General features: G+C 73.8%; 20 protein-coding genes. 9 read left to right on the top strand and 11 right to left on the bottom strand.

Going from position 1 to position 22,945, the window contains the following annotated elements; all coding sequences use genetic code 11:
• The first annotated feature begins 252 nt into the window (after nt 1–252).
• From K7862_RS27235 to K7862_RS27225, 3 genes are all read left to right on the top strand, one after another.
• Nucleotides 253–861 carry a dihydrofolate reductase family protein gene (locus K7862_RS27235; protein WP_222967162.1) on the top strand — a complete coding sequence of 203 codons (609 nt, stop codon included), beginning with the start codon at nt 253–255 and terminating at the stop codon, nt 859–861.
• A 428-nt stretch (nt 862–1,289) separates the two neighbouring features.
• On the top strand, nt 1,290–3,800 hold the full coding sequence (locus tag K7862_RS27230; RefSeq protein WP_222967161.1) for an ATP-dependent Clp protease ATP-binding subunit: 2,511 nt from the start codon (nt 1,290–1,292) through the stop codon (nt 3,798–3,800).
• A gap of 36 nt (nt 3,801–3,836) precedes the next feature.
• Nucleotides 3,837–4,016, top strand: a complete 180-nt coding sequence (locus K7862_RS27225; RefSeq protein ID WP_222967160.1) for a hypothetical protein — start codon at nt 3,837–3,839, stop codon at nt 4,014–4,016.
• Between the two features lie 9 nt (nt 4,017–4,025).
• Here the strand turns inward: K7862_RS27225 and K7862_RS27220 are convergent, their stop codons facing one another.
• The gene (locus tag K7862_RS27220) at nt 4,026–4,571 is read right to left on the bottom strand and encodes a DoxX family protein (RefSeq protein WP_222967159.1); all 546 of its coding nucleotides are present in this window, start codon (nt 4,569–4,571) and stop codon (nt 4,026–4,028) included.
• 207 nt (nt 4,572–4,778) lie between these two features.
• On the opposite strand from K7862_RS27220, the gene K7862_RS27215 reads away from it, so the two are divergent.
• Entirely contained in the window at nt 4,779–5,252 is a 474-nt protein-coding gene (locus K7862_RS27215; protein WP_222967158.1) for a GreA/GreB family elongation factor, read from the top strand.
• A gap of 48 nt (nt 5,253–5,300) precedes the next feature.
• On the opposite strand, the gene K7862_RS27210 is transcribed toward K7862_RS27215, so the two are convergent.
• Nucleotides 5,301–6,176: an aminoglycoside phosphotransferase family protein gene (locus K7862_RS27210; RefSeq protein WP_222967157.1), complete on the bottom strand. Its 876-nt coding sequence runs from the start codon at nt 6,174–6,176 to the stop codon at nt 5,301–5,303.
• Nucleotides 6,177–6,290: 114 nt separating this feature from the next.
• Here K7862_RS27210 and K7862_RS27205 point away from each other — a divergent pair, with 114 nt between their 5' ends.
• The 3 genes from K7862_RS27205 (at nt 6,291) to K7862_RS27195 (ending at nt 8,493) form a co-directional block, all read left to right on the top strand.
• On the top strand, nt 6,291–6,731 hold the full coding sequence (locus K7862_RS27205; RefSeq protein WP_222967156.1) for a hypothetical protein: 441 nt from the start codon (nt 6,291–6,293) through the stop codon (nt 6,729–6,731).
• 98 nt (nt 6,732–6,829) lie between these two features.
• Nucleotides 6,830–7,987 carry a PP2C family protein-serine/threonine phosphatase gene (locus tag K7862_RS27200; RefSeq protein WP_308012212.1) on the top strand — a complete coding sequence of 386 codons (1,158 nt, stop codon included), beginning with the start codon at nt 6,830–6,832 and terminating at the stop codon, nt 7,985–7,987.
• 83 nt (nt 7,988–8,070) lie between these two features.
• Nucleotides 8,071–8,493 carry a hypothetical protein gene (locus K7862_RS27195; RefSeq protein ID WP_222967154.1) on the top strand — a complete coding sequence of 141 codons (423 nt, stop codon included), beginning with the start codon at nt 8,071–8,073 and terminating at the stop codon, nt 8,491–8,493.
• 201 nt (nt 8,494–8,694) lie between these two features.
• On the opposite strand, the gene K7862_RS27190 is transcribed toward K7862_RS27195, so the two are convergent.
• The 3 genes from K7862_RS27190 to K7862_RS27180 all read right to left on the bottom strand — a co-directional run bounded on the left by K7862_RS27190 (nt 8,695) and on the right by K7862_RS27180 (nt 10,916).
• On the bottom strand, nt 8,695–9,225 hold the full coding sequence (locus K7862_RS27190; protein ID WP_222967152.1) for a GNAT family N-acetyltransferase: 531 nt from the start codon (nt 9,223–9,225) through the stop codon (nt 8,695–8,697).
• 86 nt (nt 9,226–9,311) lie between these two features.
• The gene (locus K7862_RS27185; protein WP_222967150.1) at nt 9,312–9,767 is read right to left on the bottom strand and encodes a hypothetical protein; all 456 of its coding nucleotides are present in this window, start codon (nt 9,765–9,767) and stop codon (nt 9,312–9,314) included.
• Nucleotides 9,768–9,830: 63 nt separating this feature from the next.
• The gene (locus K7862_RS27180; protein WP_222967148.1) at nt 9,831–10,916 is read right to left on the bottom strand and encodes a helix-turn-helix transcriptional regulator; all 1,086 of its coding nucleotides are present in this window, start codon (nt 10,914–10,916) and stop codon (nt 9,831–9,833) included.
• Between the two features lie 69 nt (nt 10,917–10,985).
• Between K7862_RS27180 and K7862_RS27175 the strand changes: the two genes are divergently transcribed.
• Nucleotides 10,986–11,558 carry a DinB family protein gene (locus K7862_RS27175; RefSeq protein WP_222967147.1) on the top strand — a complete coding sequence of 191 codons (573 nt, stop codon included), beginning with the start codon at nt 10,986–10,988 and terminating at the stop codon, nt 11,556–11,558.
• A 100-nt stretch (nt 11,559–11,658) separates the two neighbouring features.
• Here K7862_RS27175 and K7862_RS27170 read toward each other — a convergent pair whose 3' ends face one another.
• From K7862_RS27170 to K7862_RS27150, 5 genes are all read right to left on the bottom strand, one after another.
• A complete protein-coding gene (locus K7862_RS27170) occupies nt 11,659–12,198 on the bottom strand; it encodes a hypothetical protein (RefSeq protein ID WP_308012211.1) in 540 nt (179 codons plus the stop codon).
• Between the two features lie 72 nt (nt 12,199–12,270).
• Nucleotides 12,271–13,488 carry a cytochrome P450 gene (locus K7862_RS27165; protein WP_222967146.1) on the bottom strand — a complete coding sequence of 406 codons (1,218 nt, stop codon included), beginning with the start codon at nt 13,486–13,488 and terminating at the stop codon, nt 12,271–12,273.
• A 220-nt stretch (nt 13,489–13,708) separates the two neighbouring features.
• Nucleotides 13,709–15,310 (bottom strand): ricin-type beta-trefoil lectin domain protein, encoded by a 1,602-nt coding sequence (locus K7862_RS27160; RefSeq protein ID WP_222967145.1) that lies wholly within the window; start codon nt 15,308–15,310, stop codon nt 13,709–13,711.
• A gap of 430 nt (nt 15,311–15,740) precedes the next feature.
• The gene (locus K7862_RS27155) at nt 15,741–17,111 is read right to left on the bottom strand and encodes a cryptochrome/photolyase family protein (RefSeq protein WP_222967144.1); all 1,371 of its coding nucleotides are present in this window, start codon (nt 17,109–17,111) and stop codon (nt 15,741–15,743) included.
• Nucleotides 17,112–17,261: 150 nt separating this feature from the next.
• Nucleotides 17,262–18,842, bottom strand: a complete 1,581-nt coding sequence (locus K7862_RS27150; protein ID WP_222967143.1) for an SDR family oxidoreductase — start codon at nt 18,840–18,842, stop codon at nt 17,262–17,264.
• 378 nt (nt 18,843–19,220) lie between these two features.
• Here K7862_RS27150 and K7862_RS27145 point away from each other — a divergent pair, with 378 nt between their 5' ends.
• Nucleotides 19,221–22,001 (top strand): glycoside hydrolase family 3 C-terminal domain-containing protein, encoded by a 2,781-nt coding sequence (locus K7862_RS27145; RefSeq protein WP_222967142.1) that lies wholly within the window; start codon nt 19,221–19,223, stop codon nt 21,999–22,001.
• Nucleotides 22,002–22,106: 105 nt separating this feature from the next.
• Here K7862_RS27145 and K7862_RS27140 read toward each other — a convergent pair whose 3' ends face one another.
• Nucleotides 22,107–22,631: a hypothetical protein gene (locus K7862_RS27140; RefSeq protein ID WP_308012210.1), complete on the bottom strand. Its 525-nt coding sequence runs from the start codon at nt 22,629–22,631 to the stop codon at nt 22,107–22,109.
• Nucleotides 22,632–22,945: the final 314 nt, after the last annotated feature.

Raw genomic sequence — 22,945 nt, 5'->3', positions numbered from 1 at the left:
TGCATCATTGTTAGCGTTCACAGAGCGGTCAGTCAAGGAGTCGGGGCCCGGCCGGCTGTCGCCGGATCGGACGAGGACCGGGCCGTGCTGCGGACCGCGCTGCGGCCGTACTGGTGGCCCTGCCGCGGACCGCGCTGCGGGCCGTACCGCGGTGCCCGTACCAGGTACCCGGCACGGCACCGATGAGTTCGCCGAGCGGCGGCGGTCTGTCAGGCGAGAGAGTTCACCGCACCCGATACCTGGAGAACGATCATGCGCAAGATCACCGCGGGCCTGTTCATCGCACTCGACGGCGTGGTCGAGGCGCCGGACCAGTGGCACTTCCCCTACTTCGACGAGCAGATGGGCGCGGCGGTCTCGGCGAGCCTCGGCTCGGCCGACACCATGCTCTTCGGCCGTGTCACCTACGACAGCTTCGCCGGGGCCTGGCCGGAGCGGGAGGCCGCCGGGGGCGACGACGCCGGCTTCGCCAAGTCCCTCGGCGACGTCCGCAAGATCGTGGTGTCACGCCGTCCGCTGGAGTTCTCGTGGCGCAACTCCGAGCAACTGGAGGGCGACTTCGTGGAGACGGTGACCGCGCTCAAGAAGGACCCGGGCGGGGACATCGCCCTCAGCGGCTCGGTCTCGCTGGTGCGCCAACTGCTGGCCGCCGGACTGCTCGACGAACTCCGGCTGCTCGTACACCCGATCGCGGTGCGCAGGGGCATGAAGCTGTTCGACGAGGGGACCGCGCCGATCCCGCTGAGGCTGCTGTCGTCGGAGGCGTTCACCACGGGCGTGCTCAACCTGGTGTACGGCCCGGCCGAGCCGTCCGGCGACGTCGGCTACGACGAGGTGAGGTCCCGACTGCCGCAGTCGTGAGCCCGCAGTCGTCAGCCCGCGGTCATGAGCCCGCGGTCGCGTGGCGCGGGTGGCCGGCACGGACAGGAGCGGACGGCGTACGCGCGCCATGCGCGCCGCCGTCCGCTGCCCGGCTTCAGCTGGCAGGGCGCTTGCCGTGGTTGGCGCCCTTGCGGTTGGCCCTCTTCTTCCGGCGTCGCTTCGACGACATGGCCTCTCCTCTCACCGCTCTCACCGCGGATCCGGCATGCCTTGCTCCCCCGTCAGTCAACCGTTCCACGGCGCACGGCGCCGCGCATGCGGGCGGGGAGTGGGACGTTGGTCGGGCCGTAGGGAAAAGGCCAGTTCAGACGCGGTGATCACGGGCACGGCGGCGGCGCTGCCCCCGCTTGCGGGCCCATCGGTATGGCGTTTGAGTGGAAGGGGGTCTCACCCACCCTGGAGCTGTCATGACGTCCTCGTTCGGTTCGGCATTCGGTCCGGCCGACCCCTTCAGTGACCTCCTGAACCGCTTCTTCGGGATGTCGCCCGGATCGTCGCCCCCGCAGGTGCAGCGCGTGCCGATCGGGCGGCTGCTGACCGAGCCGGCGCAGGACCTGATCCAGCGCGCGGCGCGCCGGGCCGCGGAGGACGGGGCCGACGACCTCGACACCGAGCACCTTCTGTGGGCGACCACGCAGGTCGAGCCGGCGCGGACGCTGATCGCCCGCAGCGGGCTGGATCCCGACGCGCTGGCGGCGAAGCTGCAGGCCGAGCCCCCGCAGGGGCCGGGCGACGTGCTGGGCAAGCCCGGACTCACCCCTGCCGCCAAGCGCACCCTGGCCACCGCGTACGAGCACGCGCAGGCCGGCGGCGCCTCCTACATCGGCCCCGAGCACATCCTCGGCGCCCTGCTCGCCGACGGGGACTCCGACGCCCTGCGGCTGCTGCGCTCCTCGGGCATGGACGTCGAGGGGCTGCGCGGGCTCACGGAGCGCACGGCCCGCTCGGAGGCGCCGGCACCGGAGGGCGGCGCCGCTTCGGCCTCCCCGACGCTGGACGAGTTCGGCCGCGATCTGACCGAGGAGGCCAGGGCCGGCAAGCTCGACCCGGTCGTGGGCCGGGCCGACGAGATCGAGCAGACCGTGGAGATCCTGTCCCGCCGGTCGAAGAACAACCCGGTGCTCATCGGCGAGCCCGGTGTCGGCAAGACCGCCATCGTCGAGGGGCTCGCGCAGCGCATCGTCGCCGGTGACGTCCCCAAGACGCTCAAGGACAAGCGCGTGATGGCGCTGGACCTGTCCGGCATGGTGGCCGGCGCGCAGTACCGCGGGCAGTTCGAGGAGCGGCTGAAGAAGGTCATCGAGGAGGTCCAGCAGTCCGGCGGCGACATCGTCCTGTTCATCGACGAACTGCACACGGTCGTCGGCGCGGGCGCCGCGGGCGAGGGCGCGATGGATGCCGGCAACATGCTCAAGCCCGCGCTCGCGCGCGGCGAACTCCACGTCGTGGGCGCGACCACCATCGACGAGTACCGCAAGTACGTCGAGAAGGACGCCGCGTTGGAGCGCCGCTTCCAGCCGGTGATGATCCCGGAACCCAGCGTCGACGAGACGGTGCAGATCCTGGAGGGGCTGCGGGACGCCTACGAGGCCCACCACGGGGTGCGCTTCTCCGACGGCGCGCTGGCCGCGGCGGCCGAGCTGTCCGACCGGTACATCGGCGACCGCTTCCTGCCGGACAAGGCCATCGACGTGATGGACCAGGCCGGGGCACGGGTGCGGCTGCGCGCGGCCTCGCCGTCGAGCGAGTCGACCGGCCGGGAGGACCGCATCGCCCAACTCCGGCGGGAGAAGGACCAGGCCGTGGCGTCGGAGGACTTCGAGCGCGCCGCCGAGCTGAAGGGGCGGATCGCCGAGGAGGAGGACGCGCGCGCCACCTCCGAGGAGGGGCGCGCGGGCGTCGTCGAGGTCACCGCGGACGACGTCGCCGACGTGGTGTCGCGCCGCACCGGCATCCCGGTCTCCCAGCTCACGGCCAGCGAGAAGGAGAAGCTCCTCGCGCTGGAGGACGCGATGCACGATCGCGTCGTCGGCCAGGACGAGGCGGTGACCGCGGTGTCCCAGGCCGTCCGGCGCAACCGCTCCGGTATGGGCGACCCCGGCCGTCCGGTGGGTTCGTTCCTCTTCCTCGGCCCGACCGGGGTGGGGAAGACCGAACTGGCCAAGACCCTCGCCGAGTTGCTGTTCGGCGAGGAGGACCGGTTGATCCGCTTCGACATGAGCGAGTTCCAGGAGAAGCACACCGTGGCCCGGCTGGTCGGTGCTCCTCCGGGATACGTGGGTTACGAGGAGGCCGGCCAGCTCACCGAGAAGGTGCGGCGCCAGCCCTACAGCGTGGTGCTGTTCGACGAGGTGGAGAAGGCCCACCCGGACGTCTTCAACACGCTGTTGCAGATCCTGGACGACGGGCGTCTCACGGACGGGCAGGGCCGTACCGTCGACTTCCGGCACTGCGTGATCATCATGACGTCCAACATCGGGGCGCAGCGCATCATCGCGCACCAGGGCGACGTGTCCGAGATCAAGGGCGAGCTGATGGAGGACCTGCGGGGGCGGTTCCTGCCGGAGTTCCTCAACCGGATCGACGACATCATCATCTTCCACAGCCTCACGCACCAGGACCTGGGGCTGATCGTGGACCACCTGCTGGACGAGAGCCGGCGCCGGGTGCGGGCCCAGGGGCTGAGTCTGGAGGTCACGGAGGACGCGAAGGAGCTGCTGCTCGGCCACGGCTACCAGCCGGAGTTCGGCGCACGCCCGCTGCGCCGCACCATCCAGAGCGAACTCGACAACGAGATCGCGTCCCTGCTCCTCGGCGGCACCGCCGAGCCCGGTGACACGATCATCGCGGAGGCGAGTGACGGCGCGCTGGAGTGCGTGGTCCGGCACGAAGGGGCGGCCGCGGCGGCGAGCAGCTAGCGCGCGCACCGCCCGCCAGGGCAAGGAGGTTGACCGATGGCGCACCACCACAAGTCCAACAAGGCCGTCGAAGGTGATCCGGACACCGGACACCGGGGCGGGATGCCGCGGCGGCCCGACGACGACAAGCTCCAGGAGCGCACCATGGAGGAGCGCGAGGAGGTGGGCCTGGACCCGGAACCAGGGTCGGCCGGACGCACGTCGGAGAGCGAGTGACCGCGAGCGTCAGGTCGCGTCCTCCTCGGCGGCCGCCTCGGCCGCCCGGGCCGCGGCGACCGCCGCCTCACGGCGGCCCACCACCACCGCCGCGGCCAGGGTGCTCGCGGCGAAGGCGGCCGTGACCATCGTGGCGCTGTTGAGCCGGTGCCCCGTCAGGTGGTCCAGCGAGTAGCGTCCGGGTCCCGCCAGGCCCAGGCCGGCCGCGACGAAGCCGAGGAAGGCCGGATACTCGAAACCGCCGGAGGTGGCGAAGAAGCCGCCCGGGCGGTGCACGGCGGTGGCTCCGGCCATCGCGCCGGCCGCCGCCGCCCCCGCCGCGGGTGTGGCCACTCCCAGGGCCAGCAGCAGCCCGCCGCCGGCCTCGCCCAGGCCCGCGGCGACGGCGCTCTCCCTGCCGGGGTGGAAGCCCATGGCCTCCATCGCCTGGCCGGTGCCCGTGATCCCCCCGCCGCCGAACCAGCCCAGCAGTTTCTGCGCGCCGTGCGCGAAGAGCACGCCGCCGGTTCCCAGGCGCAGGGCCAGCAGCCCGAGGTCCTTGCGGTCGAGGCACATGTCCGTGGGGGTTCCTTCCGTGACCGGTCGGTGCGGTGGCGCCGGGCGGGGTGCGGTCCCGGCCCCGGCGTTCCCAGTCTTGGGCAGGGGACCGGCGCCCGCCCCTCGGGCTGGGCCACTCAGGGCGGCGTCGGGCGGCATGACGGTATGCCCGATATGCTCCGGAACATCCTGAAGTTGACGATGGGGTGACGATGGGGAGCAGGCATGGCCGGTGAACCCGAACCGATCAGCCCCGCCGCGCGCCGGGCGCTGGAGCAGGACCTCGCGGACCTGCGGGCCGAACGCGCGGCGGTCGCCGCGACGCTGGGACGCACCGACTCCGAGGGCGACCGCGCGGACCAGGCCGACGAACTGCAGCGCGCCGACGACCTCACCCGGCTGGACGACCGCATCGACGACCTGACGGTCCGGCTGCGGCAGGCTGCGACAGCGGGACCGCCCGCGGCGGGCGTGGCGGGCGTGGGCAGCACCGTCACCGTGCGGTTCGACGACGGCACCACCCAGGAGCTCCACATCGGGGAGATCGCCGACGAGGACGACTCGGCGCTGGTCACCGCGCGCAGCCCGCTGGGCCGGGCGCTACTCGGCCGGCGCGGCGGCGACGCGGTGTTCTACGACACGCCCACCGGGCCCCGGACCGCGACCGTCGAGTCCGTCGGCGACGCCCCCGCGGACTGAGCGCCCGCCGGCACATCCGGGCTTGAACAGGCCCTGGAAGGGCCCGGTCTAGGGCGCCGGATCGGCGAGCACCTCGGCCACGGCGCGGCGGCCCAGCTCGGACATCGGCGGGTTGGTGCGGCGGTAGTAGTCGATGCCGCTGACGAAGGTGAGCGCCCAGCCGCGGCCGCGGGCCCAGGAGGCGTCGTCAAAGCCGGCCGCGGCACGGAACGTCGGGCGGGTGCGGGCGGTGAGCAGGGCCCAGGCCGGGATGGCGTCGCAGGCCGGGTCGCCCACCCCGGACGTGCCGAAGTCGATGACGGCCCGCAGGCGCCCGTCGGCGACCAGGATGTTGCCCGGGATGAGGTCGCCGTGCGCCCACGCGGGCGGTCCGTCCCACTCGGGCTGGGCGAGGGCGCGCTCCCAGGCCCGGACCGCGGCGGGCGCGTCGATCAGGTCGGCGGCTCTGGCGGCCCACTCACGGACCTCGCCGTCACGCGTGCGCAACGGGACGGTGCGGTAGCCCACGCGCGCGCCCGTGGTGTCCGCCGTGCGCAGGGCGGCGACGAACACGCCCAGGTCGTGGGCGAACGCGTGGTCGTCGCGCATCTCCTCGGTCAGATGGCCGCCCTCGATCCAGCGGACGACCGCCCACGGGTACGGGTACCCCTCCCCCGGCCGCCCGACGGCGACCGGGACGGACACGGCGGCGGGGAGCAGCGGCGCCAGCCGGGGCAGCCAGGCGTGCTCGAACCCGACCTGCTCCACGGCGCTCGTGATCCGCGGCAGCCGTACGGCCAGCTCGTCCCCGACGCGGTAGATCGCGTTGTCCGTGCCCGCGGAACGCACCGGCCGGATGTCCAGCGCGGCCCACCGGGGGAACTGGCCGGCGAGCAGCCGCCGCACCAGGCCGGCGTCGGTCGGGACCTCGTCGTCGTGCATCATGGCGCGCCACCCTAACGCGCCCGGCGTGCTGCGCGGATCGGTCCGGGGACGAACACTGGAAGTACCGGCGTGCGCCGCCGAGCGGACGTTCCCCGCCGCGATGGGAGGCAGCCGATGACCGGGACCGACCCTGCGCCGACCCGCACCCGCGCCGTCGACCTGGCCGTTCGCGCACTGGCCGCGGCAGGGCTCGCCGTGGACGCGTACGTGCACGCGGACCTGGCCGCCCGCTACGACCCGATCAGCGCGGACATCAGCCAGGGGACCCTGTTCCGCGTGGAGGCCGCCCTCGCCGCTCTGGCCGCCCTGCTGCTCGTCGTGTGGTGGAGCAGGGTCAGCGCGGCGTTCGCGTTCCTGGTGGCCGCGGGCGGTCTGGCCCTGCTGCTGATCTACCGCTACAACGACATCGGCGCGTTCGGCCCCTTCCCCGACATGTACGAGCCCGTCTGGTACGGCGAGAAGGTGCTGGCCGTGGTCGCCCAGGCGGTCGCGGCACTCGGCTCGCTGTACCTGCTGTTCGCCCGGCCCCGTCGCGGCAGACCGCGGGTCGCGTGACGGTGTCGGAACGCGCCCGGAACCGCGGTCGCCGAAGCCGTCCCGACAACGGCCCGGCACAAGCCGTACAAGGGGACGAACTGCGTTAAATTCGCAGTGTGGACCTCAGTCGGCTCAGTGACGTGCCGGAGCGGACGGCCCGCCTGGCCATGGCGACCGCTCTCGCGTTGGTGGTCGTCATCGCCGTCGCCGACGTGATCTCGCCCAGAGAGGTCTTCCTCAGCCCCATGCTGGTCGTCGCGCCGGCCCTGGCGGCCTCGTTCACCGGGCCCTGGCGCACGTCGGCCATCGCCCTGGTCGCCGTAGGGGCCCAGATCTTCGCCTCGTCCCTGAACGGCGGCGTGGCCTCGTACGCCCGGGTGTGGCAGCTCGTCGCGCTGATCGTGGTCTCGGTGCTGCTCGTCTTCTTCAGCTATGTCCGCGGGCGGCGCAGCCAGCAGCTCAACCGCGCCAGACTCGTGGCGGAGACGGCCCAGCGCGTGCTGCTGCGGCCGCCGCCGGACCGGGTCGGTCCCCTGCTGATCGCCTGGCTCTATCTCACGGCCGACGACGACACCCAGTTCGGCGGCGACTTCTTCGCGGTCACCCGGCGGCGGCCGGCCGCCAGCCGCGTCATCGTGGGCGACGTCCGCGGCCACGGCCTGGCCGCGATCTCGGAGGCATCCGCGGTGCTCGGCGCCTTCCGGGAGGCCGCCCGGCGCTGCGCGACGCTGGACGAGCTCGCCCGGGTCCTGGAGGAGAGTCTCGGCTGGGACCGCGAGGAGTCCGCCGAAGGCAGGCAGGGCACGGACGGTGGCGGAGACGGGGACGAGCACTTCGCCACCGCGCTGCTGCTGGAGCTGCCCGACCACGGCGACCAGGTCCTCATGACGTGCTGCGGTCATCCGCCGCCGCTGCTGATCCATGCCGACGGCCGGGTCGTCGCCACGCGCTCGGAGGAGCCGTCGCCCCCCTTGGGCATGGGCATGCTCTCCGTGACCGCGGTGCACGTCCAGATGATCGCCTGTGCCGCGGGCGACACGCTCCTGCTGCACACCGACGGGGTGATCGAGGCCCGCTCGCCGCAGGGGGTGTTCTACCCGCTGGCCGAGCGTGTGGCGGCGTTCCCGCCCGCCCTGACCCCGGACGCCCTGCTGCGGCACCTGCGCCAGGACCTGCTCGCCCACACCGGCGGACGGCTGACCGACGACGCGGCCCTGCTGGCCGTCTGCCGCGCCCCGGAGGAACCCGGGCCGCCGGCCCCGGCGGTACCGTGAGAACGACGGTGGCGGACGAACCCGCCTCGGGAGCCTCTCCGGGGGCGGGTCCGGCGTAGAGCCGCGAAGGAGGACCCCCGCCCATGGAATCCGACCGCATCGACCACATCGACCACATCGTGTCCACGCTCCGCGCGCGGGGCATCATGGCCCATCGCGTCGACGAGGGCGTCTACGAGTTCGGCATCCGCGTGGTCATCCCCGACGGCAGCGAGGCCCTGTGGACCCTCGACGCGGGGCTGGACGCCGAGGTGCTGCACGACGGCACGCTCGTCGGGTTCGTCCCGCACGTCCCCGGCTCCGAGACCTTCAGCGACGAGCAGACCATTGACGCCATCGCCGCGGCCCGGTACTCCGAGGAGGGACTGCACCCGGCCAGCCGCACCGTCCCGCGGTCCGTCCCCGAGGCCGGTCCGGGCCAGCCGCCCGAGGAGCCCCTCCCGGCGGACACGGGCCCCCGCCACGCCCCCTGGCATCCGCACCGGCTGCGCTGGCCGCACCGATGAGGGCCGCAGAGGGGCGACGAGGGCTGACGAGGGTTGACAAGGGTTGACAAGGCCGGATGAAGCGGCCCGCCGGTCCCGCTGCGGATCCCCGCACCCTGCCGGAATGCAACACGGTCAGATGTCCCCCGCTGTCAACGCAGCCACCGGGGCGGCCGGGCGCATCCCGGCCCGCAAGTGCCCGGGCCGGGGCGTGCCCATGCGTCAGAGGCGTCCGGGGGCGACCCCGAGGTCCTTCTCCATGAGCGTGTAGGACCGGGCCGCGCCGCCCGGCTGCGGCTTTCCGTCCATCCGGCCCACGGGACGGTAACCGGCGTGCCGGTAATAGGCGTTGAGCCGCTCGTTGCCGGCCAGGCAGTCCAGTCGCACCCGGGTCCTGCCCGCCTCGGCGACCCGGCGCTCGGCCGCGGTCAGCAGGAGCCGTCCCGTCCCGGGAGCGGCGGCCCCGCGGTCCACCATGAGCCGGTGCACATAGCCGGCCACGGGCGGCTGCGGGCCCCAGGCGGCCTCGTCGTCCCACCACAGCTCCCAGGCGCCGACCAGTCGCCCCCCGGCCTCCGCCAGCCAGATCTCGCCGTCCGCCATGACCGCGCGGAAGTGGCTGTCGTCCAGCTCGCCCGGCCGCCACTGCCCCGTGACACCGTGGGCGAGCAGCCAGCGCGCGGCCTCGTCGCGAAGCCGGACCAGGGACGCCACATCGGCCTCGCCGGCCGGGCGGACACGTAGATCGTTCACGTGGGGATCCTCGCACACGCGTCCGGACGCGATGTGCTTCGGGGCCGCTGCCCGGGGGCAACCCCGTGGTACCGGGCGGCCGCCCGTCAGAGCGCCCACCAGCAGTAGACGCGCGCCTTCCCTTCCCGCGCCCGCCGGGCGAGGGCGGCCAGCACCTCCAGCATCCCGGCGGCAGTGGGCGCGTCGATCCCGAACTGCCGCAGCTCGTCGGTCCGGGACCACGGCTCGGCCGCGCGCACCAGCTCGGCGGGCCCGGCCGCGGCCAGCGCCGCGGTCAGGGTGTCCGGGACGCGGAAGACGAAGGGGCCCTCGGAGTCCGGCGACGAGACCAACTGCGCCGCCCCCGCGGCGGATTCCGCGGTGCCGGCCGCCGCGTGGCCACGCTCGGCGATGAGCGCCTCCAGCCGGCCCAGCACCACCACGGGGTCGATGTCCTTGAGCGATATCGCGTCGAACCCCGCGGGTATCGGGCCGCCGGGCGTGCCGATGACGGCGACGGCTGCCGCGTCATCGGGAGCGGAGAAGTAGTCGCACAGTGTCATGCCGCCCGATTGTGGCACCGGGCACCGACAGTCCGGCCTGGTGCGGACCGCGCTGACGGCCCGTCACCCGGCGGGGACACGCGGGTCGGTCGCAGTCGGGGCGGCGTTCGTGTCGATCCCCGGATCACCGTGCGCGACGGTTCCTGGGCGCGCCTCCCCGCCGCCGCTACAGCCCGGCCCGGCGCCGTCGCCCGCCGCCGAGTGCAGCAGCCGGCGTCCGAGCTCCTCGGCCGCGTCCCTCAGTTCGGGCGGGCCGACGATGTGGAACGGCGCGCGGAGCGCCGTGAGCCGGTGGGCGTACCAGCCCGGCGTGTCGGTGCTCGCGCGCAGGCGGGTGCGGCCGGCGCCGAACGCCTCCAGCCGGCCCAGACCGTGCGGGATCCAGGACGCCACCTCCTCGACGGGCGCGTCGATCACCACCTCCACCTCGTGACGCCAGCCGTGCACCAGGTGCTCGTCCACGGCGGCGACCGGGTCGAGGCCGTCGGGCGGGGTGAAGCCGACCGGCAGGGTCTCCGCGCGGACGACGCGGTCCAGTCTCAGCAGGCGCCGGGCGTTCCTGGCGTGGGACCAGCACAGCAGGTACCAGCGGCCGTCGCGGACGACGACCGCCCACGGGTCGGCCTCCATGTCCCACGGCGTCTCCTCGCCGCGCCGGTACCGCACCCGCACCCGCTGCCGCAGCGCGCAGGCCTGGACGAGGACCGCCGCCGTCTCCGGGTCCGGGCGCGGCACGGCCTCCACAGACGCGCCGGCGCCCGCGCCCGCCTCACGGAACGCCTCCGCGGGCGCGGCCACCGGCTCGGGCAGCACCCGCAGGATCTTCCCGAGCGCCCGGCCCACCGGATCGTCGGGGTCGGCGGCCTCGTGCCGGCCCTCCAGCACGGCCATGACCAGGCCCAGCGCCTCGGCGGTGGTGAACATCAGCGGCGGGATCCGGTAGCCGCGCCCGATGCGGTAACCGCCGTACGGGCCGCGGGCCGAGGCGATCGGCACGCCCGCCTGCCGCAGCGTGCCGACGTAGCGGCGGACGGCGCGTTCGGTGACGCCGAGCCGGGCGGCGAGCCGCTGCGCGGTGGTCCCGGGGCTCGCCTGGACCAGTTCGAGGAGCAGCAGCGCCCGCGCAGCAGGGCTCTCGTCGTGTGTCATCCCGCATCCTCGGTCATCCGCCGGTATTCCGGAAGGGAAACGTCCGCAAGCCGGTCCAGGATGGCGGTCATGACGACGACTGACGAGACCGTCCCGTGCGAACCGCCCGTCGCGGGCAGCGAGATCGACACCCTCATCGGCTCGCTGGAACGCCAGCGCAGGACACTGCTGTGGAAGTGCTCGGGACTGGACGGGGACGGGATGCGGGCGACCGTCGGCCGCTCGGCGGTCACACTCGGCGGCCTGCTCAAGCACCTGGCCGTGGTCGAGGACGACATGTTCTCGGAGAAGCTGCTCGGCCGTCCGGCGGGCGGACCGTGGTCCTCGGTCGACTGGGACGCCGACCCGGAATGGGACTGGCGCACGGCCGCCGAGGACTCACCGGAGGAGTTGCTCGCTCTCTGGAAGGACGCGGTCGCCCGCTCCCGGGCCGCGGTCCGCGAGGCCCTGGCGGCCGCCGGGCCCGAGCAGATCGCGCACTACACCAACGCCAGGGGCCAGTCGCCGAGCCTGCGCCGCCTGCTGGTGGACATGATCGAGGAGTACGCGCGGCACGTCGGCCACGCCGACCTGATCCGCGAGTCCGTCGACGGCCTCACCGGCGAGGACCCGCCGAACCCACCCGCCGAACCGACCGTGTGACCGGACCGCGTGACCGGACCCTGCGACCGGACCGCGTGACCCGAGCTTCCGGGGCGCCCTCGCGGGCGCGGCCGGGCTGCGGGCGCCGGGACACCGCCCGTCAGGCCCAGCCCGTGGCGGCCAGGACGTCCCGCGCGATCTCCCCCACCCGCCGTCCGTCCGTGGCCACCCGCACGGTGTCCGCGGGCGCGCGGTCCTCCAGCAGGCGGGCCTTCGGCGCGCTGTTCCGCAGTTCCCGGTCGCGTTCCGAGCCGAGCTCTCGGCGGGTCAGGCGCTCGGCGGCGGTGGCGTCGGACGCGGTGAGCAGGACGCGGATGATCCGGGTCCCCGCGCCCATGGCCCGGGGGAACATAGGCGTCGCCTCGGGCAGCACGGCGGCCGTGTTGGTGGAGATCAGCCTGTGGTGCCCGAGCCGGGCGAAGTTCACCCAGAGGGCGCCGAGGTTGCGTTCGGCCAGCGCCGGACCGTCCGCGGCGGGAGGTGCCGGGTACACGTGGTCGAGGAAGTCACCCTCGACGACGACGTGGGACACGTCGGCCCTCCGTAGCAGCGCCGCGACCTCCCAGCCGACCGTCGTCTTCCCGGCACCGGCGCGCCCGCCGACCACCAGCACCTCGGCGCCCCTCTCCGGAAGATGCACGCTTCCCTCCCTTCTTCGAGCGCTCGGTGGCGCGCCCGGTCGCGGGCCGGGCCGGCCCTCTGCCACCGGACCTCAGTGCGCGGTGAGGCGGAGCCGGAGACGGCGCAGGCCGCGGACGAACACGCCGGTCTCCGGGGGTGCGGCGCCATCGGCGAACGCCATGTGCGGGAAGGCGTCCAGGAGTTGGCCGGTCGCCACGACGACCTCGGCGCGGGCGAGCAGTGCCCCCACGCAGAAGTGCCGCCCGAGGGCGAACGCCAGGTGGTCGGCCGCCGCGGTGAAGGCCGTGGTGGGGGTCAGATCGTGCCGGAGGATGTCGAAGCGGTCGGGGTGGTCGTACCGCGCGGGATCGCGGTGCGCGGAACCGATCAGGCACGTCACCGTGGACCCGGCCGGGATCGTCGTGCCGTTCAGGGAGACGTCCTCGGCCGGCTGCCGCATGATCATCTGCAGCGGCGGGGTGAAGCGCAGCGACTCGGCGAAGGCCGCGGGGACGAGCTCGCGGTCCGCACGCACGGCGGCCAGTTGCTCGGGGTGGCCGATCAGGTTGCGGAACATGCCGGTGAGCGCCTTGTCGGTGGTCTCACCGCCCGCGGAGAGCAGCAGGCTGACGAACGACGTGATGTCCTGGTCGGTCATCCGGGTGCCGTCGACCTCGGCCGTGCACAGGGAGGACAGCAGGTCGTCACCGGGCGCCGCACGGCGCTCGTCGATCACGGGCAGCAGGTACTCCCGCAGTTCGCGGCCCGCCCGCAGCCCCGCTCCGGCGACGGCGGGATCCTGTCCCAGGTTGGCGAAGTACTCGACGACCGCGCTGTACCAGGCGTGGAAGCGGTCGTGGTCCGACCGGTCGAGGCCGAGCATGTCGACGATGACGTTGACCGGGAAGTGGGTGGCGAACTGGCCTGCCAGGTCGGCCTCGTCGGCTTCGCGGAAGCCGTCGATGAGTTCGGCGGCGTTGCGTTCGATCACCGGCATGAAGCGGTCCCGCAACTCGCGGCCGCGGAAGGCGGGGGCGACCAGGGCCCTGCGGACCGCGTGCTCGTGGCCGCTCATCTGCACGATGGTCCGCCCGCCGTGCACCGGTTCGAGCTGCCAGTCGTAGTTGTCGGTGGTGAAGACCGGGTCGCGGAAGGCGCGGGCCACGTCGTCGTACCGGGAGAGCAGCCAGCTCTTGGTGGGCTCGTTGTAGTGGACCGGGTAGTGCTCGCGCAGGACGGCGTATCCGGCGTAGGGGTCGGCGGCGAACTCGGGCGAGAGGATGTCGGGCGGCGGCGGTGTGCTGGTCACGATCGTCCTCGCTTCCCTGACAACGGCTGCCAGTCCGCCTGATTCTGACGCTTCGTCAGAGACGCCGGAAGACCGCGTGCCGGCTCGCGGACCCTGGCGACTGCCGGGGCCCGCGAGCCGGTTGCCCGGGTGCGGCGGGCTCGTGCCGCCTCGCGTGCGGGCGGAACCCGCTCCTCAAGTCCGGGCGGAACCCGCCCTCACGTGAGGGCGCACCCGGGCGTCACGGCAGCGTCCAGTGCTGCGCCCCCGTGCCGTTGCAGTCCCAGATCTGGAGCTGCGTGCCCGCCGTGGTCGAACTGTTGGGATCGTCCAGGCACTTGCCAGAGTTGGGGTTGAGCAGCGAGCCGTTGGACTGGGGCTGCCAGACCTGGGCGCCGGTGCCGTTGCAGTCGTACAGGTCGACGGTCGTGCCGTCGGCGGTGCCGGCGGAGTTGACGTCGAGGCACTTGCCCAGGACCTGGAGGGTGCTGCCGGAGACGGTCCACTGCTGGGCGCCGGTTCCGTTGCAGCCCCAGATCTGGACGGGGTTGAAGTTGGTCGTGCTGGACGAGCGGTCGTCCAGGCACAGCGAGGAGGACACGCCGGACGTGATCGGGCCGGTGTGCTGGGTGCCGCCGCCGGAGCCGTTGAAGGCGCCCAGCCCGTTGGGCGTGCCGAGACCGGTCGGCCCGTCGTAGCCGGCCGTCCCGGTGCACAGGTACGCCGGGCTGCAGGAGCCGTCGGATCCGGAAGTCACGTCGTTGAGCGAGGACGCGTGGGAGTACAGCAGCGAGGCCGCCGCCGAGGCCGGCGCGCCGGCCAGTGCGTACACCGAGGCGATGATCGGGGACGACACGCTGGTGCCGCCGACGACGAACCAGCCGCCCTGCCCGTACGTGTCGTAGACCGCGACGCCGGTGCCGGGGTCGGCGACCGCGGAGACGTCGGCGACGGTCCGGTGGCCGCAGCCGCTGTCGTGCTGCCAGGAGGGTTTGGCCTCCCACGACGAGCAGCCGGCGCCCGCGCCCGACCACACCGTCTCCGACCAGCCGCGCGCGGTGCCCGAAGCCTGCCGCAGCGAGGTGCCGCCCGCGGCCACGACGTACTGCGAGGTGGCGGGGAAGCTCACGCCGTAGCCGCTGTCTCCGGAACTGGCGACGTCCACGACGCCGGCGTGGTTGTAGTCGGCGTCGGCGCCGGAGTCGAAGGAACCGTCGCCGGTGCCCCAGCTGTTGGAGATGAAGTGGGCGCCGAGCGAGACGGCGGTGTTCTGGGCCGCGTTCAGGTCACCGGCCTCGACCACCAGGATGTGGCAGTTGGGACAGATCGCCGAGACCATGTCGACGTCCAGCGACGCCTCGGTGCCCCACCCGGTGTCGCCGGGAGGGTAGTTGCCCTGCTGTCCGCTCTGGTTGACCTTGCGGAAGCAGCCGTTGGCCGTGGTGCAGGCGGGCAGGCCGTACTGGGCGCGGTACGTGCCCAGGTCCGACTCGAGGTTCGGGTCGTCCGCCAGCTCCGCGACCGCCACCGTGGCTCCGCCGCCGTTGGAGGCGGCCGCCGCGGCGAGGTTGTAGGCGCGCTGCAGGTCCGAGGGCCCGTAGCCGGAGGGTGTCGCGTCGGGGCTGAGCGCGTTGGCACGCACGGCGCTGACGTCGGTACGCACCAGGGCGTAGCAGACGGGCGCGCCGGGGTGCAGGGGCTCGGCGCAGGCGTGTGCGGTCGTGGCGCGGGCGGACGAGCCACCCGGCGCCAGGGAGGAGGCCTGCGCGGCGACCGGGGACACGGCGGCCAGGGCCGCCGCGGCCGCTAACGCCAGGGTCCCTTGGAGGATTCGTTTCACCATGTCACCTGTTCGTGTGGGGGTGGTGAGCGCCGGTGATACGGCGGTGGGTCACCGTCCGCCGGCGCGAGGGGTGCGCTTCCCCGGAGGACGGCGTGGGCGGACCGACCGTTGACAACGTTGCCAGACAGCCCCGCGGGACACCGAGGACACGGTGTCCCGGAAGAGCTCCCGGACCGGCTTGCAGGTGGGGTGAAGCCTCTGGAGAGCGCCCAGTGAACGTAAGCCCGTCATCATGAGCACGTCAATGGCCCGGACAAACGGCCGTCCGGCCGAGGCGGGCGCGGGGGCCGGACACGCGGCGGACGAGTAGCCGGCGCACGAGCTGCGGTAGGTGCTCTGCCGCTTGAGCCACCGGGCGCGGTCGGCCGCCCGGAACCGTCACCGGTGGCCCTTCCGCAAGGCTGTGACGGAGCGGCAGCGAGGGTGCGCCTCAGTTCAGGCCGCGGGCCTGGCGGAAGTGGTCGAGGGCGTCCGAGAGGTCGACGATCGGCTCCGGGTAGTCCAGTCCGGAACGCCGCTTGTCCGGCAGCGTCCACGGCCGGTGGACCGCCGGGCCCTCGACGTCGGCCAGTTCGGGCACCCAGCGGCGCACGTACGCGCCGTCCGGGTCGTAACGGCGGGCCTGGGCGACCGGGTTGAGGACCCGGTTGGGGCGGGTGTCGGTGCCGGTGCCGGCCACCCACTGCCAGTTGAGCTGGTTGTTGGCCACGTCCCCGTCGACCAGCAGGTCCAGGAAGTGCCGCGCCCCCACGCGCCAGTCGGTGTAGAGGGTCTTGGCCAGGAAGGAGGCGGCGAGGAGGCGGCCGCGGTTGTGCATCCAGCCCTGCTGGGTGAGTTGGCGCATGGCCGCGTCCACGATCGGGTAGCCGGTCCGCCCTTCCTTCCAGGCGGCGACGTCCTCGGCGGCCGCGTCCTGCCGCCAGTGGTCGTGGCGGGTGCGGTAGTCGTAGAAGGAGGCCTTCGGCCGGGCGGCCAGGACCTGGTGGTGGAAGTCGCGCCACGCCACCTGCCGGACGAAGGCGTCGGCGCCCTCGCCGCCGTGCCCGCGGGCGCGCTGCACGCACTCCACCGGTGACAGCGTGCCGAAGTGCAGGTGCGGGGAGAGCCGCGAGGTGGCGTCGCCCGCGAGGTCGTCGTGCCGGTCGGCGTACGCGTCGAGGCCGCCGCGCAGCCAGTCCGCGAGCCGGGCGCGGGCCTCCTTCTCGCCGCCGCGGGCCAGCTCGGGCGACGTCCCCTTCACCGCGGACCGGCGTGGCACCGACTCGGAGCCGATGCCGTCCGGCACGGCGACCTGCCGGGGAGCGCGGAGCACACCGCGCAGCGGGTGCCCGGACCAGCGGCGGAAGTACGGCGTGAAGACCGCGAAGTGGTCGGACGAGGCGGGCGTGACCGCGCCGGGCGCGACGGCGTGCACGACCTCCTGGTGGACGGTCAGCCGGCAGCCCTGAGCCGTCAGTTCCTCGCGCAGCCGCCGCTCGCGGGACTGCGCGTAGGCGCTCGGGGACCCCGCCAGGTGCACCTCGTCCGCGCCGGTCTCGGTGACCACGCGGCACACCTCGGCGACGACGTCACCGCTGCGGACCACCAGGCGTCCGCCTCGGTCCCGCAGCCCCGCGTCCAGCCCGGCCAGGCAGTCGGCGAGGAAGGCCGACCGGTTGGGCACCGCGAAGCCGCTGCGCCCGATCCGCTGGTCCCGGACGAAGAGCGGCACCACCTCGTCCGCTCCGGCCCGCGCCGCGGCCAGCGGCGGATGGTCGTGGAGGCGCAGGTCGCAGGTGAAGAGGACGACGTGGACACTCACGGGCGGCGGCTCCTGGGGATCGGTGGCGGCTGACACTGATGGTGATCGTGTTCCGTGTGTGACCGCCACCGTCGCACACCCCGGCGCCGCCCGCGGGTCCGGCACGGCCGGTCGGTGGCCGCCGGTCTGCCGGTCACCGGCGTCGCGGGCCTACGGCACAGCCGTGCGCCGCTGTGCCGCCGCCGTCCGGGTGATGTTGCGGGCCATGCCGCCGAACACCAGGGCGTGGAACGGCGAGACGCTCCACCAGTAGGCGTGACCGAGCAGCCCGTGCGGGTGGAACAGGGCCCGCTGCCGGTACCGGGCGCGCCCGTCGCCGTCGGTGTCCACGCACAGCTCCAGCCAGGCCAGGCCGGGTAGCCGCATCTCGGCGCGCAGCCGCAGCAGGCGCCCGGGCTCGATCTCCTCGACCCGCCAGAAGTCGACGGAGTCGCCGACCCGCAGGTGGGCGGCGTCCCGCCGGCCGCGGCGCAGCCCGACCCCGCCGACGAGCCGGTCGAGGCCGCCGCGCACCGCCCAGGCCAGAGGGAGGGAGTACCACCCGTTGTCGCCGCCGATGCCCTCCACGACTCGCCACAGCCGGTCCGGTGTCACGTCCACCGACCGTTCCCGCACGTCGGTGTAGAGGCTGCCGCCGGCCCAGTCGGGGTCGGTCGGCAGCGGGTCGCTCGGCGCGCCGGGGACGCCCGCCGACGACCAGCGGGTGGCCACCTTCGCCTCGCGCACCCGCTGCAGCGCGAGGGAGAGCGCCGCGTCCACGCCGAGGCGCCCGGCGGGCGGATCGGGCACATAGGCGGCGATGTCGTTCTCGTCGCACACGACCTCGTGCCGCAGCGACTCCGTCAGCGGCCGCGCGATCGAGGCCGGGACCGGGGTCACCAGCCCCACCCAGTGGCTGGACAGGCCCGGTGTGAGCACCGGCACCGGCAGGATCAGGCGGCGCGGCAGCCCGGCGACGGCGGCGTAGCGCCGCATCATGTCGACGTAGGTCAGCACGTCGGGGCCGCCGATGTCGAAGGCACGGCTGACCTCGGCGGGCATCCGGGCGCTGCCCACCAGCAGCCGCAGCACGTCCCGGACGGCGATCGGCTGGATGCGGGTGCGCACCCAGCTCGGGGTGACCATCACCGGGAGGCGTTCGGTGAGGTAGCGCAGCATCTCGAAGGACGCCGAGCCGGAGCCGATGATCACGGCTGCCCGCAGCACCGTGGTCGGCACGCCGCTGTCCAGCAGGATCCGGCCCACCTCCGCTCGGGACCGCAGATGCGGCGAGAGCTCGTGTTCCGGCACGTCCCGGGGGGTCAGCCCGCCGAGGTAGACGATCCGCCCCACCCCCTGCCGCCGTGCCTGGTCGCCGAAGGTCCGCGCGGCCCGCCGGTCGGTGTCCTCGAACGACCGCCCGGTGCCGAGCGCGTGCACGAGGTAGTAGGCGACACGGGCGTTCTCCATCGCCCGCCCGACGGACTCGGCGTCGGTGACGTCGCCGCGCACCACCTCCACCGCCAAGGCCCACGGCTGGTCGCGGAGTTTCTCCGGGGAACGCACCAGACAGCGCACGTGGTATCCCGCCGCGAGCAGGGCCGGCACCAGCCGGCCGCCGATGTAACCGCTCGCACCGGTGACCAGGCACACCTCACGCGCCGCACCGCCCTCAGCCGCACGGCCGTCCGTCGCGCCGCTGTCCGCCGTAGGGGTGTCCGCCCTGTCGCCGTCCGCCGTACCGCCGTCCATGACCGCCTCCGCCTCACCGGGTGCCCGGCCCGCCGTACCGCACACCGACTCCGTTTCCAGAGCCTTACCGCGTGAGCGGGCTTTACTGACGTGTCCGGGCGCCGCGCAAGCCGGCTGCCGTCAGAAGTTGTCACGGCCCAGGGCGGCGCGGACGGCCTCAGCAGGCTCGGATTCTCACGAACTCCCCTGCCTGATCTGGGAGTTCAGCGGGCTGACCGGCCGGTGGCGACCGCTGTCTTGACGCGGCTCCGGCGTCAGGTCTTGAATCCACCTGGGCCGAGCCCAGTCTCCACCGCGCGTCCGGCTCCGCATGCGCGACCGCGAGCCGGAAACCCCCCACCCCGGCAGATGCTTGGAGGCATCGTGCTCCCGACTCGCGTGCCCTTACGACGACGCACCGCGGCACTGGCCGCCCTGGCCCTGATCGCCGGCGGCTCCGGGCTGTTCGCCGCCGGGGCCTCCCCCGCGGCGGCCGCCACCCCCGCGGCCTGTCCCTGGGTGCACTCCACCGCACCGATCCCCCAGCGGGTCGGCCAGGTGCTGGCCAGGATGACCACCGCACAGAAGGTCCAGCTCGCGACCGGCAGCGGCGGCTCCAGCTACGTCGGCTTCACCCCGGCGATCGGCTCGCTGTGCATCCCGGCGATGAACCTGGAGGACGGGCCGGCCGGTGTCGCCGACGGCATGGGCGGCGTCACCCAGCTCCCGGCGCCGGTGGCGCTCGCCGCCACCTGGGACACCGCCGCCGAGCAGCAGTACGGCGGGCTGATCGGTTCCGAGGAGGCCGCCAAGGGCACGACCGTCGACCTCGGCCCGACCATCAACATCGACCGCGACCCCCGCTGGGGACGCGCCTTCGAGTCCGTGGGCGAGGACCCGTACCTGAACGGCCGGATGGGCGCGGCGAACATCCGCGGTGTCCAGTCGACGGGGGTGATGGCGCAGGTCAAGCACCTGGCGGTGTACAACCAGGAGACCAACCGCAACACCCCCTCCGACAACGCGGTGATCAGCGGCAAGGCACTGCAGGAGATCTACCTGCCCGCCTTCCAGGACTCCGTGCAGCAGGGCGCCGCGTCCTCGGTGATGTGCTCGTACAGCACGGTCAACGGCACCTACGCGTGCCAGAACCCGGCGCTGATGAACGGCGCGCTGCGCCAGCAGTTCGGGTTCCAGGGCTTCGTCACCTCCGACTGGGGCGCCACCCACTCCACGGCCGCGTCCGCCAACGCGGGCCTGGACCAGGACATGCCGGGCAACGACGGGTTCTACGGCGGCTCGCTGACGAACGCCGTGAACTCCGGGCAGGTCAGCCAGGCGACGCTGAACGCCATGGCCACCAGGATCCTCACCGAGATGTTCGCGTTCGGCCAGTTCGACAAGGCGCCGACGGGATCTCCCGCGCAGACCGCGACCTCCGCGGCGAACCAGACGGCCGCCACCAAGCTCGCGGCCGAGGGCACGGTCCTGCTGAAGAACAGCGGCGGTCTCCTGCCCTTCACCCCGGCCGCCTCGTCGATCGCGGTGATCGGGGCTGACGCCTCCACCGGCGTGCAGAGCGCGGGCGGCGGCAGCGCGGCGGTGAACTCCAGCGGAACGGTGACGCCCCTGCAGGGCATCCAGGCCCGCGCGGGCAGCGGTGTCTCCGTCACCTACGACAACGGTTCCAGCACGAGTTCCGCGGCGAGCGCGGCGGCCGCCGCGAAGGTGGCCGTGGTGTTCGTCAGCGACTTCGAGTCCGAGGGCGGCGACCTGGGCGGCATCGACCTGTCGAGCGCGCAGAACAACCTGATCTCGGCGGTCGCCGCGGCCAACCCGAACACGGTGGTCGTCCTCAACACCGGCTCGGCGGTCACCATGCCGTGGGTGAACTCGGTCAAGGGTGTGCTGGAGGCCTGGTACCCCGGGCAGGGCGACGGCACGGCCATCGCCTCGCTGCTCTTCGGCGACACCGACCCCTCCGGGCACCTGCCCGTCACGTTCCCGACGTTGCTGTCGCAGGTGCCCGCGCACACCACGGCGCAGTGGCCCGGCAGCGGCGGCACCGTCCAGTACAGCGAGGGCGTGGACGTCGGCTACCGCTACTACGACGCCAACCACCTCACACCGCTCTTCCCGTTCGGCCACGGCCTGTCGTACACGACGTTCTCCTTCAGCGGCCTGCACGTCTCGGCGCTGCCGGCGGGCGGCACGGCGACCGTGACGGCCACCGTCACCAACACCGGCTCCCGGGCCGGCGCCGACATCGCCCAGCTCTACGTCACACAGCCCGCCGCCTCCGGCGAGCCGCCGCGCCAGCTCCAGGGCTTCTCGCGGGTCGACCTGCAGCCCGGCGCCAGCACGACGGTGACCTTCCCGCTCACCCAGCGGTCCCTGTCGTACTACGACGCCACCTCCGGCGCCTGGGCGACGAGCACCGGGACCTACACCGTGGCGGTCGGTGACTCCGACGGCAACCTGCCGCTGACCGGCACGCTGAACGTCACCGCGGCGCAGCTCGGCCGGCCGGTGACCGTGACCGACCCGGGCGCGCAGGAGGGTCTCGCGGGCACCGCGGTCTCCCTCCAGGTCGCGGCACACGACACGAGCGCGGGCCAGACGCCGGCGTTCAGCGCGACGGGGCTGCCGCCCGGGACGTCGGTCTCCGCCGGCGGCCAGATCACCGGGACGCCCACGCAGGCCGGCACCTACACCGTCGACGTGACCGCGCGGGACGCGGCCGGGGCGCAGGACACCGCCACGTTCCTGTGGACGGTGGTTCCGTCCGACGCCACCCCGGCGTATCCGCTGGTGGGCTACCAGGGCCTGTGCCTGGACGTGGCCGGGGACAACAACACCGACGGCACCAAGGCGGAGGTGTACACCTGCAACGGCACCAACGGCCAGCAGTGGGCCGAGGTGCCGGACGGCACCGTGCGGGCCGCGGGCAAGTGCCTCGACGTGAAGAGCGCCGGGACGGCCAACGGCACCCTGGTCCAGCTCTACGCCTGCAACGGCACCGGCGCCCAGGTCTGGCAGCGCCAGTCCGACGGCTCGCTGCGCAACCCCAACTCCGGCCGCTGCCTGGACGACACGGGCCTGTCCACCACGCCCGGCACGCAGGTGCAGATCTGGGACTGCACCGGCGGCGCCAACCAGGTCTGGAAGCCGCCCTTCTGATCAGCCGCCCTTCTCATCGACCGCCCTTCTGATCAACCGCCCGCCGTCCGTCCGTCCGACCCGTCCGTCCATCCGGCCCGCCCGGCCGGCCGGGCGGGCGGCGGATCAGTGGCTGGCGGAGTTCACGGTGATGATGACCAGACCGATCAGCAGGTCCACCCCGCCCACCCGGCAGGCGGCCCCCCAGCCCTGCCCCGCCAGCCGGGCCGCCCAGAGCCCCCAGCAGAACAGCGCCGCGGTGTTGACGAGCAGCACCACCTCGATGCCGCCGGACTCCCCCCACCAGTGGGCGTACGCGCCCAGCAGCACGAACAGCGTCGGGACCGCCGCGGCGACCAGCGGCCACTCGGTCCCCACCGAGCGCACCGTCATCGTGGTCACGCCCCGGCCGCCCGGCGACCAGTGGGCGATCGCATGGGCGTAGCCGTGCGCGGCGGCCGCGGTCACACAGGCCACCAGGATCCACAGCGCGTCGTACCCGGGATCCGGCCGCCCGCTCTCGTCGTCGAGGGCCGAGGCCAGCGAACTGGCCAGCACGGTCCCGTACACGCCGCCGAACAGCAGGCGCTGCAGGCGCACGCGGCCGGTGGAGACGACGGGTGACGGCTCTTCGAGGTGGCTGTCCGGCACGTGGCGCCTGCTTTCTTCTCTGCGCGGACCCGGGAGGCCGCGGCCGGCCCGTTTCTTCCCGTACTGGGGCGCGGAACGGCTCGCTGCTCGTGATCAGGGTGCCCTGCGGGTGGCGGCGGACGTGTCTTCGGCACGGCCCGGCGTGCCCCGCGTCGCGGGCGGCCGCGGTCACACGAGGCCGTGAGCGGGTGGTGTCGATCCCGGCCGCGGCGGCCTTCGGGCGGGGCGCAGCGGCCTTCGCGCCGGGCGCGGCGGGCGTTTGCCGGAGGCCGCGAACGGGCAGGCGTCGGAAGCACTCGGGGCCGTGGCCCGGC

Origin of the sequence: Actinacidiphila acidipaludis (assembly GCF_019890725.1) — a bacterium.
Taxonomy (GTDB): domain Bacteria; phylum Actinomycetota; class Actinomycetes; order Streptomycetales; family Streptomycetaceae; genus Actinacidiphila; species Actinacidiphila acidipaludis.
The sequence above is the reverse complement of the archived record's forward strand: the minus strand, read 5'-3'. Positions and strand labels throughout refer to the sequence as shown.

Bases quoted from the DNA above. Each gene is read 5' to 3' on its own strand.
- K7862_RS27230 (WP_222967161.1), top strand. From the start codon at position 1,290: ATGACGTCCTCGTTCGGTTCGGCATTCGGTCCGGCCGACCCCTTCAGT.
- K7862_RS27205 (WP_222967156.1), top strand. From the start codon at position 6,291: ATGACCGGGACCGACCCTGCGCCGACCCGCACCCGCGCCGTCGACCTG.
- K7862_RS27225 (WP_222967160.1), top strand. From the start codon at position 3,837: ATGGCGCACCACCACAAGTCCAACAAGGCCGTCGAAGGTGATCCGGAC.
- K7862_RS27175 (WP_222967147.1), top strand. From the start codon at position 10,986: ATGACGACGACTGACGAGACCGTCCCGTGCGAACCGCCCGTCGCGGGC.
- K7862_RS27160 (WP_222967145.1), bottom strand. From the start codon at position 15,310: ATGGTGAAACGAATCCTCCAAGGGACCCTGGCGTTAGCGGCCGCGGCG.
- K7862_RS27185 (WP_222967150.1), bottom strand. From the start codon at position 9,767: ATGACACTGTGCGACTACTTCTCCGCTCCCGATGACGCGGCAGCCGTC.
- K7862_RS27220 (WP_222967159.1), bottom strand. From the start codon at position 4,571: ATGTGCCTCGACCGCAAGGACCTCGGGCTGCTGGCCCTGCGCCTGGGA.
- K7862_RS27215 (WP_222967158.1), top strand. From the start codon at position 4,779: ATGGCCGGTGAACCCGAACCGATCAGCCCCGCCGCGCGCCGGGCGCTG.
- K7862_RS27210 (WP_222967157.1), bottom strand. From the start codon at position 6,176: ATGATGCACGACGACGAGGTCCCGACCGACGCCGGCCTGGTGCGGCGG.
- K7862_RS27195 (WP_222967154.1), top strand. From the start codon at position 8,071: ATGGAATCCGACCGCATCGACCACATCGACCACATCGTGTCCACGCTC.
- K7862_RS27150 (WP_222967143.1), bottom strand. From the start codon at position 18,842: ATGGACGGCGGTACGGCGGACGGCGACAGGGCGGACACCCCTACGGCG.
- K7862_RS27180 (WP_222967148.1), bottom strand. From the start codon at position 10,916: ATGACACACGACGAGAGCCCTGCTGCGCGGGCGCTGCTGCTCCTCGAA.
- K7862_RS27235 (WP_222967162.1), top strand. From the start codon at position 253: ATGCGCAAGATCACCGCGGGCCTGTTCATCGCACTCGACGGCGTGGTC.